This window comes from Campylobacter hominis ATCC BAA-381 (assembly GCF_000017585.1).
Lineage (GTDB): Bacteria > Campylobacterota > Campylobacteria > Campylobacterales > Campylobacteraceae > Campylobacter_B > Campylobacter_B hominis.
The window spans coordinates 780,327-792,808 of record NC_009714.1; the positions used below are offsets into that span (position 1 = coordinate 780,327).

Annotated in this window: 12 protein-coding genes; 3 read left to right on the forward strand and 9 right to left on the reverse strand. The window is 32.8% G+C overall.

Features of this window, described 5'->3' with window-relative positions:
* Positions 1-29 precede the first annotated feature (29 nt).
* The 7 genes from CHAB381_RS03965 to CHAB381_RS03995 are packed head-to-tail and all read right to left on the reverse strand — an operon-like array spanning position 30 to position 5,936.
* Entirely contained in the window at positions 30-998 is a 969-nt protein-coding gene (locus CHAB381_RS03965) for an agmatine deiminase family protein (RefSeq protein WP_012108695.1), read from the reverse strand.
* Complete coding sequence (locus tag CHAB381_RS03970) at positions 995-1,747, reverse strand: lysophospholipid acyltransferase family protein (RefSeq protein WP_115587283.1); 753 nt, start codon at positions 1,745-1,747, stop codon at positions 995-997. The genes CHAB381_RS03965 and CHAB381_RS03970 overlap by 4 nt, the downstream gene beginning before the upstream one ends.
* 5 nt (positions 1,748-1,752) lie before the next feature.
* Positions 1,753-3,027: an SH3 domain-containing protein gene (locus CHAB381_RS03975; RefSeq protein WP_012108697.1), complete on the reverse strand. Its 1,275-nt coding sequence runs from the start codon at positions 3,025-3,027 to the stop codon at positions 1,753-1,755.
* Entirely contained in the window at positions 3,021-3,689 is a 669-nt protein-coding gene (purQ, locus tag CHAB381_RS03980; RefSeq protein ID WP_012108698.1) for a phosphoribosylformylglycinamidine synthase I, read from the reverse strand. The genes CHAB381_RS03975 and purQ overlap by 7 nt, the downstream gene beginning before the upstream one ends.
* Entirely contained in the window at positions 3,686-3,922 is a 237-nt protein-coding gene (gene purS, locus CHAB381_RS03985; RefSeq protein ID WP_012108699.1) for a phosphoribosylformylglycinamidine synthase subunit PurS, read from the reverse strand. Before purS ends, purQ begins: the two co-directional genes overlap by 4 nt.
* Before the next feature lie 10 nt (positions 3,923-3,932).
* Positions 3,933-4,652 carry a phosphoribosylaminoimidazolesuccinocarboxamide synthase gene (purC, locus tag CHAB381_RS03990; protein ID WP_012108700.1) on the reverse strand — a complete coding sequence of 240 codons (720 nt, stop codon included), beginning with the start codon at positions 4,650-4,652 and terminating at the stop codon, positions 3,933-3,935.
* Between the two features lie 24 nt (positions 4,653-4,676).
* On the reverse strand, positions 4,677-5,936 hold the full coding sequence (locus tag CHAB381_RS03995) for a S41 family peptidase (protein ID WP_012108701.1): 1,260 nt from the start codon (positions 5,934-5,936) through the stop codon (positions 4,677-4,679).
* Positions 5,937-6,115: 179 nt separating this feature from the next.
* On the opposite strand from CHAB381_RS03995, the gene CHAB381_RS04000 reads away from it, so the two are divergent.
* Positions 6,116-8,692: an ATP-dependent Clp protease ATP-binding subunit gene (locus CHAB381_RS04000; protein ID WP_012108702.1), complete on the forward strand. Its 2,577-nt coding sequence runs from the start codon at positions 6,116-6,118 to the stop codon at positions 8,690-8,692.
* 152 nt (positions 8,693-8,844) lie between these two features.
* On the opposite strand, the gene CHAB381_RS04005 is transcribed toward CHAB381_RS04000, so the two are convergent.
* Both CHAB381_RS04005 and rarD read right to left on the reverse strand, forming a co-directional pair.
* Complete coding sequence (locus tag CHAB381_RS04005) at positions 8,845-9,273, reverse strand: hypothetical protein (RefSeq protein WP_012108703.1); 429 nt, start codon at positions 9,271-9,273, stop codon at positions 8,845-8,847.
* The gene (rarD, locus tag CHAB381_RS04010) at positions 9,266-10,144 is read right to left on the reverse strand and encodes an EamA family transporter RarD (protein ID WP_012108705.1); all 879 of its coding nucleotides are present in this window, start codon (positions 10,142-10,144) and stop codon (positions 9,266-9,268) included. The genes CHAB381_RS04005 and rarD overlap by 8 nt, the downstream gene beginning before the upstream one ends.
* A 111-nt stretch (positions 10,145-10,255) precedes the next feature.
* On the opposite strand from rarD, the gene CHAB381_RS04015 reads away from it, so the two are divergent.
* Positions 10,256-11,611, forward strand: a complete 1,356-nt coding sequence (locus tag CHAB381_RS04015; protein WP_012108707.1) for a class II 3-deoxy-7-phosphoheptulonate synthase — start codon at positions 10,256-10,258, stop codon at positions 11,609-11,611.
* Positions 11,612-12,481: a fumarylacetoacetate hydrolase family protein gene (locus CHAB381_RS04020; RefSeq protein ID WP_012108708.1), complete on the forward strand. Its 870-nt coding sequence runs from the start codon at positions 11,612-11,614 to the stop codon at positions 12,479-12,481. It abuts the gene before it with no gap.
* The last annotated feature ends 1 nt before the right edge of the window (position 12,482 follow it).

Sequence of the window (12,482 nt, forward strand, 5' to 3'; positions counted from 1 at the left end):
TTTTGTATTTTTACTTGTTTTTTAAAATTCTAAATTTCAAAATGATTTTGGCACGAGCAGTGTAAACTTCCATGTTGGCGAATAAAAACTCTTGCGTCAACTCCTATAATTTCGCGATTTGGCAAAGCTTTTTGCAAACTATTCAGCACTATTTTATCATTTTTATCATTGTATGTCGGCACGATTAGAGCGTCATTTACAAATACAAAATTTGCATAAGTAGCAGGTAAACGCATATTTTCATAAAAAATCGGCTTTGGAATCGGAAGCTCTACGCAGTCAAAACCGAAACTTAAAATTTCATCTTTCATTTTATTCAGCTCATCATAATGCGGATCGTTTTTATCTTCGCAAACAGAGAATGCAATTATGTTTTTATCTATAAATCTTGCTAACGTATCGATATGAGAATCTGTATCGTCGCCTTGTATAAAGCCGTGATTCAGCCAAAAAATTTTTTTGAGTCCGAAAATTTCGCGCAAACGTTGATCAAGTTCGTCTTGAGTAAGATTATTTCTATTTTTATTTAAAAGGCAGGTTTTTGTCGTAAGCATATATCCGTTGCCGTTAAAATCGATACTACCGCCTTCTAAAATCAAGTTTATATCTTTTAAATTTCCGCCGATTTTTTTAAAAAGCGTTTTATTTACGGCATTATCTTTACTGCTTTGAAATTTGTCGCCCCACGCGTTAAAAATAAAATTTAATCCTACGATTTCGCCGTTTTCTTTTATATCTATAGCTCCAAAATCACGAATCCATGTGTCGTTAGTATCTATTTTGACAAACTCCACATTTTGTAAATCGGAGCAAATTCTTTCAAAATCAGTAAAATTTGGAGCTATTGTGATGACTTTTTGAAATTTCGATACAGCTTTTATAAATTTTCTATAACTAAGTGAAATTTCGTCCAAATAAGCTTTCCAGTCCGTATTTTCATGTGGAAGCGCTACAAAAAGAGCACTTTGTTTATGCCATTCACCAAATGTTTTAATCATTTTTCTGAAATTTTATCCGTTTTTGTTTCATTTAAATTTTCGTTTGTGTCCGGTAATTCATTTGAATCTTCATGTAAATTTTCATCCAAAATTTCTTGCATTTTAGAACGAGTTTTTTCAAGCCAATCTTTATCCGTAGTATCCACTAATGGAAGATAAACAACTTTGACATTACCGAAGAAATTGGCACAGAAATTATGCGAATCCAAAATTTCTCTTGTTCCTAAAAGCACAACAGGTTGGACTTTAAGTTTTAATTTTTCAGTTATTACTTTTGCACCTGTCTGAAATTTTAACAGTTTATCACCTTTTCTTCTTGTGCCTTCCGGAAACATTGCAATTACGCGGTTGTTTTCAATGCGATCTTTTACCTCGTGAAGTACTCTAACCAAATCTCTTGGATTTGAACGATCAATTGCTATCATTTTTGGAAGAGTTATAATTTTGCCTATTATCGGTATTCTGGCAATCTCTTTTTTTGCAATCCAACTCAAATTTGCTTTATGAATTTCTTCCATTACTACTATATCAATTATACTTTGATGATTTAAAATTACCATATTAGCATTTTCATCAGGTGTGCCTATAATTTCGATTTTATATCTCAAAAAGTATCTTTGAAATTTGGCCCAAATACGTCTAAAATGGCGATGAGAACTGTTTTTTATAGCCATAAAAAATACGACTACAAAAACGCTTAAAACAAAATAAATATAATAAATAATTGCTTTTATTTTTCCCAAAAAAATAACTCCTAGTCCCGTTTTAATTTATCTTTTTCAACCCAACCGATTCTGCCGTTTTTCAGTAAAATTTTAAAATATTTATCGGTTGCGTTCAAAATTTCGACATTTTCACTGCCTTTTGAAACATAAAAAACGCTTGAATTTCCAACAGGCAAAATTCTAATTACTGCATTTTGCGATAAAGTGCCGTTGCCGTAAGGTTTTTGGAGTAAAAAATTTGATATCAGTATTATAACTGCTATAATTAAAGGCGTTATATTCTTGCTTGCAATAAATAATACGAGCAAAAATGCTGCAAGAGCATAAATAAATATATTTTTATAAACTTTAAATTTACTCTCTTTTGGATTTAATCCTGTTTGTGTGCTAAGATCTTCCGGTTCCACATTTATATTAAGAACAAAATTTTCAAATTTTTTGGTTTTAAGATTAAAATAACTGAAATTTAACGATTTAACTTTATTGTCTATCACGGCAAAATAAAAACCGTTTTGATTTGTAAAATCTCCGTGAGCCGAATCTACGCCTTGCTTGATTATTGATTTGTTATCTATATGAAATGAGCCTAGATTCGCATTTTTTACGCTTAAATTCAGCGTCATGAGATTTGTATTGTCATCAAATTTTGATGTTTTATAGCTTTTTAATTCAAAACTGTCCGCTACAATGTTTGAAAAATTATCCTTTGCATTTAAAGGCTTAATAGCAGGTAGTTTTATGCTTGCATTCGCTTCGGCAAAAACTTCGTCGTTTCTTGTCAGTCGCATTGTGATATTTTCTAAATCGGCACCTTGCAGAGCTTCGAAATAAAGCGGAGTTTCAAAAATTCCGTTTCCTTTTATCCAATTTATTTTTTCTTTATTTATCCATTTTATTTTGTCGTTTGTTATAATTTCAAGATTCGGTTCGGCAAAAATATCTTGACCGATATCGGCTTTGAAATCAACTTTAAAAAGTTCATTTTCATATACGATTTTCGGTATATTAGTAATTTTTATAGTTAATTGTTTTACACGTGTTTCTTCATAGAGTTTTTCACCGGCTTTTAATTCCGATTCATCGCTTGGCGCAAGAGCCGAAAGATCGTCCAAACTTAAGTTTGTCTTTTTTTCCAGCTCGCCTGTGCTAAGTCTTACCGGAACTCTTTTGTTATTTGAAATTTTACCGGCAGGTTTTTCATTTTTAGGTGCATATTTTAAAATATCATCAATGGAATTTACATTTACTTCTTCTGCGTTTAAAAATGAAAAAATAAGAAATAAAATAGTAAAAAATCTTAGCAAAAAAAGCCTTTAAGCATTTTTACTCCATCATCAGAGCCTAAGATTTTTTGCATTGCGCGTTCGGGATGAGGCATAAGACCGAAAATTTTGTGATTTTTATCGCAAATACCTGCAATATCGTCAATAGAACCGTTCGGATTTAACGAATTTCCATCTTTATCGCAATATTTTAAAATAATTTGCTCATTATCATAAAGTTTTTTTAAAACGTTCTCATCGGCATAATAATTTCCTTCACCGTGCGCTATCGGAATTTCTAAAATTTCATCCTTTTTGCAAAGGTGTAAAAATTTATTATCATTTGAAATTACTTTTAGATAGTGAAATTTTGAAATAAAACTTAAACTCATATTTTTATTCATAGCTCCATCTAAAAGACCTAATTCAAGCAACATTTGAAAGCCATTGCAAATACCTAATATGTATCCGCCTTTTTTTGCAAAGTTGACTACAGATTTCATAGCAGGACTGAATTTTGCAATTGCGGCAGTGCGTAAATAATCTCCATAACTGAAACCGCCCGGAAGCACAACCAAATCGGCACAAATTTCGCTATCATCCTTGTGCCAAATAATTTTAGTTTCGGCTTTAAGTAAATCAAAAGCGAATTTTGTGTCGCGTTCACAGTTTGTGCCTGGAAAATTTATAATTGCTACTTTCATAAAATTATCTCAAAATCTTCTATAACAGGATTTGCTAATAACTCTTCACACATTTTTTGAGTGTCTGCTTTGATTTTTTCTTTATCGTCTCCTGCAATATCAAGCACGATTTGTTTTCCGATTCGCACATTGCCGACTTCATCAAAACCAAGAGAATTTAAGGCGTGCTTAACCGCCTTTCCTTGAGGATCAAGCACACCGTTTTTCAGTTTTACATTTACAATTACTTTCATTTTTTGCCTTTTACGATAAGATTCGTCTTAAAACTTCCTCATACGCTACTTTTACGTTGCCTATACTTTGGCGAAATCTGTCTTTATCTAGTTTTTCGTTTGTTTTAGCGTCCCAAAATCTGCAGCTGTCAGGGCTTATTTCATCGGCAAGCAAGATATTTCCGTCTTTGTCTTTGCCAAGCTCAATTTTAAAATCAACAAGTTTTAAATTTTTTGTTGCGAAAAATTCTTTTAAAATTTTATTTATTTTAATTGCTGTTTGTCTTAAATTTTCAAGCTCATTTTTGTCTTTTACAGCGCCTAAAAGTAGTGCATGATCGTCATTTAAAATAGGATCTCCCAAATCGTCGTCTTTGTAGCAAAACTCAACTAAAGTAAAAGGTAAAACAGTGCCGTCTTTTATGCCAAGTCGCTTTGTAAGTGAGCCTGTGGCAATATTTCTTGCAATTACTTCAAGTGGAAAAATTTTAACTTTTTTTACAACTTGCTCTGTATCGTTGATAGTTTCAACCAAATCGGTTTTTATACCGTTTTTTTCCAAAAGATGGAAAAGTTGAGTTGAAATTTTATTATTTAGCGCTCCTTTTCCTTTTTCACTTGATTTTTTGATTCCGTTAAAAGCGGTTAAATCATCTTTAAATTCAGCAATCAAAAGATTTTCATCTTCGGCAACAGACCACATTTTTTTGCCTTTGCCTTCATAAATCATATCTTTTTTTGTAACTTTCATTCTCTCTCCCTTATTAGAAATTTGTTAATGTATATTTAAAACCTTTATTGTATCAATAGCTGTTTTTAATTGTATATCATCATTTACTTGTTTTTGAGTTATTATTTTATCATCATTTTTACTATCAGATTTAACCGGTTCTATTTTGGCAAGTTCGCCCTCCAAATGTTTTTTAAGATCGGCTTCTTTTATTGAAAATTCATTTTGATCGGCAGGAACTTTTCCGGGAAATACTACTAAATCCGGAGCGACACCGACAGCTTGTATAGTTCTACCACTTGGCAAATAGTATTTTGCAATTGTCAGGCGAAGAGCCTCTTTGTCTTCAATAGGCAAAATTACTTGCACGCTGCCTTTTCCAAAGCTATTTTCTCCGATAATGATACCTCTTTTAGTATCTTGCAAAGCTCCGCTTACGATTTCACTTGCACTTGCACTTCCTGAGTTTATCAAAACAGCCAAAGGCAAGTTTGTAATTTTTTTCTTAGGATCCGCTTCGTAAGATATATTTTCATTTTTATTTCGACCTTTTTGAGATACGATTGTGCCTTTTCCTATAAATAGATTTGCAAGACCGATAGCTTGCTCCAAAAGTCCGCCAGGATTATTTCTAAGATCCAAAATTATGCCTTTTGCTTTTGCATTTTCCTGTATGAATTTTTTGGCGTCATTCGTTACATGTTGGTCAAAATTTGTAACTCTAAGATATAATATATCATCTTTTTCAATCATTTTAGCATATACGGATTCCACTTTTATCATATCGCGGACTATTTTTACATCAAATGGCTTCATTTCGCCTTTTCGAACGATTGTCAAGTTTATTGAAGTTTTTGGTTTGCCGCGCATTTTTTTAACGGCTTCATCTATTGAAATTCCAAAAGTGGCGTTATTATCAATTCTTAAAATTACGTCATTTGCTTTAAGTCCGGCTTTATCGGCAGGTGTGCCTTCAATCGGTGCGATTACTGTTAATGCGCCGTCTTTCATTCCGACTGTTATTCCAAGTCCGCCGAATTCACCTTCAGTTTGAATTTTGGTGTCATTAAAAGCTTGTTCATCCATGAAACTAGAATGTGCGTCAAGATTACTCATAAGCCCGCTTATGGCTTTATCTACGATTTGAGAAAAACTCAGTTCATCAACATAGTTATTTTCAACTATTGCCATTGTTTTGGTTAATTTTGCAAGTGCCTCAAGTCTACTTTTTTCGCTGTCTTTTGCATTTAATACATTAGCGAATACGCAAAAAATTGTAAAAATAATAAGAAATTTTTTTTTCACTTTTGACCTCAAAATAAAATGGCTCTAATTCTATAATTTTTTGCCTAAAAATTAGGTAAAAATTTCAAAATTTTGCACTAAATTCATATAAATTTTTAAATTAAAAAATTTCTTGCAATAAACTTGACATAGATAGACTAAAATAATATAATATATAAAATTTAACTTTGGAGGAAAAAATGCAAAGTATAATGGAAATTTTAACAGATAAAATGACCGGGCTGATTGAAAGCAGCGCGTCTTTAGCTATTCATAGCAAAAATAGTGAAATAAGAAATTTACACTTGCTTTGGGCACTTACCGTCGATAGCAGTTCGATTTTAAATCAAATTTTTAATAAATTCGATATAAATGCAAAAGCCGTCGAGCTTGAAATAAAAAGTAAAATTTCAAATTTACCCACAAGTTCAAATGTAAGTAAAGAAAATATCAAAATTTCAAACGAACTTGCAAATTCTTTGGAAAATGCAAAAGGGTTGATGAGCGCTACAGGAGATAAATTTATAGCCGTTGATACATGGATTTCAGCTAATCTTGAAAACGCTGAAATTAAGGAAATTTTGAGTAAATTTTGCGATATTTTGGAATTTAAAAAAGAGCTCGAAAATTTAAGATCTGGCAAAAAAATAGATTCTAAAACAGGCGATGAAACACTTGAAAGTTTGTCGAAATTTGGAATTGATTTAACTGCAAAAGCCATAAACGGAGAATTGGATCCGGTAATAGGCAGAGATGAAATTATAACCAGACTTATGCAAATTTTAATTCGCAAAACAAAAAACAATCCTATTCTTATAGGAGAACCAGGTGTCGGTAAAACTGCCGTTGTAGAAGGTTTGGCCGAACTTATCGCAAAAAAAGAAGTTCCTACAAGTCTTCAAAATTACCGCGTAGTGGCACTTGATATGAGTGCATTGATTGCCGGTGCAAAGTATCGAGGAGAATTCGAAGATCGTCTTAAAGCCGTTATTAAAGAGGTAAAACAAGCCGGAAACGTTATACTTTTTATTGATGAAATTCATACTATTGTAGGAGCCGGAGCAAGTGAAGGAAGTATGGATGCGGCAAATATCTTAAAACCGGCTCTTGCACGTGGTGAACTTCATACTATAGGAGCTACTACTTTAAAAGAGTATAGAAAATATTTTGAAAAAGATTCAGCATTGGGAAGGCGTTTTCAACCGATAAATGTGCCTGAGCCAAGTGTAGCTGAAGCTTTACAAATTTTGCGCGGAATAAAAGAAAAGCTTGAAGTTCATCATAATGTAACGATTACTGATAGTGCTCTTGTGGCGGCTGCTAAGCTAAGTGACAGATATATTTCAGACAGATTTTTGCCTGATAAAGCAATTGATTTGATTGACGAAGCTGCGGCGGAGCTTAAAATGCAAATAGAAAGCGAACCGTTTGAACTTGCAAAAGCAAAACGCGACATAATTACTCTTCAAGTCGAACGTGAAGCATTAAAAATGGAAGAAAACGATAAAAATAAACCAAGACTCGAAGAAATTGATAAAGAAATAGAAAATTTAACTGAAAAACAAAAAGATTTACAAGCTAAATTTGAAAATGAAAAAAGTGTATTTAATGCAATCAGCGAGGCTAAAAAAAATATAGAGAGCCTTAAAAATGAAGCCAATAACGCAAAAAGAAACGGTGAATTAAATAAAGCTGCCGAAATAGAATACGGAAAAATTCCGGCTCAAAGTGCAAAAGTAACGCAGTTGGAACAAAAATGGGAAAATATGAAAGAAGCCGGTGTACTTTTGAAAAATCAAGTTGACGAGGAGATGGTCGCAGGAATTTTAAGCAAATGGACAGGAATCCAAGTATCAAAAATGCTAACAAGCGAAAAAGAAAAATACCTAAATATAGAAAACCATTTAAAAGAAAGTGTAGTAGGACAAGATATGGCTCTCGGGGCAATTGCAAAAGCGGTAAAACGAAATCGTGCAGGGCTTAACAGCGAAAATCGTCCGATAGGAAGTTTTTTATTTTTAGGACCTACAGGAGTCGGTAAAACCGAAAGCGCCAAAGCTTTAGCGAAGTTTCTTTTTGACGACGAAAAAGCTCTTATAAGATTTGATATGAGTGAATATATGGAAAAAATCAACGTTTCAAGGCTTCTTGGAGCGGCTCCTGGATACGTCGGATATGAAGAGGGTGGACAATTAACAGAAGCGGTCAGAAGAAAGCCGTATTCGGTGCTGCTTTTTGATGAAATAGAAAAAGCTCACAAAGATGTTTTTAATATCCTACTTGGAATTTTAGATGACGGCAGAGCTACCGATAACAAAGGCGTTACAGTCGATTTTAAAAATACCATTATTATTTTAACTTCAAATATAGGCTCCGATATAATTATGAATTTGGATGAAAAAAATAGAGAAAGCGCTATAAAATCGGAGTTAAAAAAGTATTTTAAGCCCGAGTTTTTAAACCGTTTGGATGATATTGTAGTTTTTAACCCTTTAAATAAAAATAATCTTATTGAAATCGTTGGAATTATGTTTAAAAAGTTATCAAAAACATTGCAAAATCGTGGAATTTCAGCAGTTTTAACGCAAAATGCCGAAAAATTCATAGCAAGCGCCGGATTTGATATCCAATATGGTGCAAGACCGTTAAGACGCGCACTTTATGATTTGGTTGAAGATAAAATCGCAGATATGATTTTAAGCGACGAAATAAAAAGCGGCGATAATATAAAAATAGACTCAAATGGTGAAAAAATCGAAATTTCAGTGGAGAAATAATTTTTCAAGCGTGAAATTTTTATGATTTCACGCTTTTTTACGAAAAACATCTATAAATTTAAAAATTTTTGATATTTAAAATTTTTAAATTTATATCGCTGATAAAGCAAGAGAATTTTTAAAAAACAAAATTTAAAATATTCTATAAAATTTTACAAATTTTGAAATTCATTCATTAAATTTTGACGAAATTTGTCTGCTACCTCATCGCCATTTTTAAAATTTTGAGAAATAAAATTATCTACTTTATTTAAAAATTCAAACAATTTATTTTCCCAAATTTTGGGGTTTTCATTTGTTGAATGAGAAGTTTGTATAAACGTGATTTCACGGCTGAAATTTGCTATTTGGTTTAAAATTTCATCTTCATTTGCATTTTGTTCAAGAACATCTTCGTTTTTTATAGAGTCGCTTAAATTTCGCAAATTTCTATCTATCGTGTCGCAAAATTTTACGTAACGTGCCGGATCATTTCGCATTATTTCCTCTTCGTCCGCTCTATCGCTTATTTTTTGGATTTGTCTATACAATATAAAGCCTACAATGCAGGCTACAACAAACATCAAAGTATAATTAATCATCTTTTCTCCTTAAAATTCCGCTTAAACTGACAATCGCAAGACCGGCTAAAATAATGGCGAAACTTATAATTTTATGCATTTCAAGGTGTTCTCCATAAACAAAAACCGCAAGCAAAACCGCAATTATAGGGCTGATATATTGTAAAAAACCGATTGTTTGCAATTTTAAATGCACAGCAGCAAAGTTAAATGTGATAAGCGGTAAAACGGTAACTATACCGCTAAAAGCCAAAAGAAAACCTGTTTTGGAGAAGCTGAACGCGCCGTTGCCGCTAATTCCCAAGAATGAAAGATAAATAATTGCAAGTGGAAAAATCAGCATAGTTTCAAAAAAAAGTCCGTCTATGGCAGCGATTTGAATTTGTTTTTTTAAAAGTCCGTAAATTGCGAAAGTTCCAGGTAAAAGCAATGAAATAAACGGAATTTCTCCAAGTGCATACATCTCATTTGCTATTGCCGCTACGACTAAACAAATTGAAATTTTAGTAGGTCTGCTAAGTTTTTCTTTTAAAAATATAGCTCCCAAAAGTATTGAAAACAACGGATTTATAAGATAACCAAGGCTTGCATAAAGTATTCGATCTGTGCTTACAGCATAAATATAAATTCCCCAGTTTGAAGCAATTAATACCCCTGTTAAAAAAAGAGCTCTCATAAGTTTTTTATTGCCGGTATAGCGAATAATATTTTTAATTCTTTTCCTATATGCAATTATCATAAATAAAAATAATAACGACCAAACTACGCGGTGCGCTAAAACTTCAATAGCAGGGACATTTTCAAGTAATTTAAAATAAATCGGAAAAAGTCCCCACATCATAAATGTAGCTATACCGGTAATTAGAGCCAATGTGTTCGGATTTTTTTGCATTTTACCGCCATTTATAAGTTAATTTTTCTTGAAATTATATTTTTTTTTGTTTAATAAAAGATTATTTTTGGTAGAATTACAAAATTCTAACACAAAAAGGAAAGGACTAAAATGCAGTGGAATAGAGAAAGTTGGCAAAATTTTAATATACTCCAACAACCGATTTATGAAAATTCGGATAAATTGCAATCTTGTAAAAATCAATTAAAAAAGCTTCCACCGCTCGTTTTTGCAGGTGAAGTAAGAGCTTTGAAAGATGAACTTAAAAGTGCAACTTTAGGTAAATCTTTTTTACTTCAAGGTGGAGATTGTGCTGAAAGTTTTTCAAATTTCAGTGCGAACAATATCAGAGATATGTTTAAGCTTATGCTTCAAATGGCAATTATTCTTACATTTGCAGGAGGTGTACCTGTTGTAAAAATAGGTCGTATAGCAGGACAGTTTGCAAAACCTAGAAGCAGTGATTTTGAAGAAATTGACGGTGTTGAGTTGCCAAGTTACAGAGGCGATATAATAAACGGTTTTGAATTTACAAAAGAGGCAAGAAAACCTGATCCGAACAGAATGATTGAAGCATATAATCAAAGCACTTCTACGCTAAATCTTTTGCGTGCTTTTTCTCGCGGCGGTTTGGCTGATTTACATGAAGTCCATAAATGGAATCTTGGATTTTTAAAACGCGGCGAGCTTGCCAAAAAATTTCAAAATTTAGCAAATGAAATTACCCGAACTTTGAATTTCATGGAAGCTTGCGGAATAAATTCGGCTAATACACAAAATTTAAGAGAAACAGTGCTTTATACATCCCATGAAGCGCTTTTACTTCATTATGAAGAGTGTTTGACAAGAATTGACAGTTTAACGGGCGATCCTTATGACTGCTCTGCGCATATGCTTTGGATAGGCGAGCGCACACGCGGAATAAACGATGCGCATGTGAATTTTATTAGCGGAATTAAAAATCCTGTCGGTATAAAAATAGGACCGAACGGTACCGCTTCTGAAATTTTGGCGCTTTGCGATAAAATAAATCCAAACAATGAAATCGGTAAAATGAATATTATAATTCGTATGGGAGCCGACAAAATCGGCGATAGACTTCCAAAAATTTTACGCGAATTAAAAAAGGAAAATAGGGCAATTTTATTCAGTATAGATCCTATGCACGGAAATACGATTAAAACCGCAAATAACTATAAAACACGTAAATTTAATCAAATTTTAAGCGAAGTTAAAAGCTTTTTTGAAATTTGCGAAGCCGAAAGCGTTTATGCAGGCGGAATTCATCTTGAAATGACCGGTCTTGATGTTACAGAATGCACGGGTGGAGCATTTAATGTTACTGAAGAAACGCTTAAAAAGCGTTATGAAACACAATGCGATCCGCGCTTAAATGCAGATCAAGCTTTGGAACTTGCATTTTTAATTGCTGATAATCTTAAAAAAAGAGTAATCAAAGAGCAATAAATGAAACTGATAACTTATAAAAACGGCAAAAATCGTTCTTTAGGAGTTTTAGGATGTGACGACACGGTTTTTGATTTTAGTTTGGCGGGATTAAATTTTGCCGATATGCATGAATTTATCGTCAAACATAAAAAAAGCGATTTAAAAAAATTGAAAAAATTCTCCAAAAAAAGCGGCGGATTGAAGTTGAAAAACAGCAGTAAATGTCCATCTATCACGCCAAGACAAGATGTCATTTGCTTGGGAATAAATTATTTGGAGCACGCAATTGAATCATATAAATTTAAAAACATTAAATTTGACGGAAAGCGCGAATATGCCGTTTATTTTAGCAAACGCGTAAATGAAGCGACAGGCGATTTCGGCAAGATTGAACCACATTTTGATTTGACGCAAAAGCTTGATTATGAAGCTGAACTTGCCGTAATTATCGGCAAAGATGCAAAAAACGTAAGTGCCGATGAAGCTGAAAATTACATTTTCGGTTACACTATTTTAAATGATTTTTCTGCAAGAGATTTACAAAACAATCACAAACAATGGTATTTCGGCAAAAGCCTTGATACATTTACGGCAATCGGCCCTTGCATAGTAACATCAGATGAAATAGATACTGAAAATTTAGTTATAAAATGCTTTGTAAACGGCGAACTTCGCCAAAATTCAAATACTTCAAATATGATTTTTGATAAAAATTTTGTCATCTCTGAGCTTAGTGCAGGAATTACTTTAAAAGCTGGAAGCGTTATTTCTATGGGGACGCCAAGTGGTGTCGGAATGGGTTTTACACCGCCAAAATTCTTAAAATCCGGTGATAAAATCGAATGTGAAATAGAAAATATCGGAAAATTAACAAATTTTATAAGGTAGA

Coding starts and splice junctions, on each gene's coding strand:
- CHAB381_RS03965 (WP_012108695.1), bottom strand. CDS start 998: ATGATTAAAACATTTGGTGAATGGCATAAACAAAGTGCTCTTTTTGTA.
- purQ (WP_012108698.1), bottom strand. CDS start 3,689: ATGAAAGTAGCAATTATAAATTTTCCAGGCACAAACTGTGAACGCGAC.
- purS (WP_012108699.1), bottom strand. CDS start 3,922: ATGAAAGTAATTGTAAATGTAAAACTGAAAAACGGTGTGCTTGATCCT.
- purC (WP_012108700.1), bottom strand. CDS start 4,652: ATGAAAGTTACAAAAAAAGATATGATTTATGAAGGCAAAGGCAAAAAA.
- CHAB381_RS04000 (WP_012108702.1), top strand. CDS start 6,116: ATGCAAAGTATAATGGAAATTTTAACAGATAAAATGACCGGGCTGATT.
- CHAB381_RS04005 (WP_012108703.1), bottom strand. CDS start 9,273: ATGATTAATTATACTTTGATGTTTGTTGTAGCCTGCATTGTAGGCTTT.
- rarD (WP_012108705.1), bottom strand. CDS start 10,144: ATGCAAAAAAATCCGAACACATTGGCTCTAATTACCGGTATAGCTACA.
- CHAB381_RS04015 (WP_012108707.1), top strand. CDS start 10,256: ATGCAGTGGAATAGAGAAAGTTGGCAAAATTTTAATATACTCCAACAA.
- CHAB381_RS04020 (WP_012108708.1), top strand. CDS start 11,612: ATGAAACTGATAACTTATAAAAACGGCAAAAATCGTTCTTTAGGAGTT.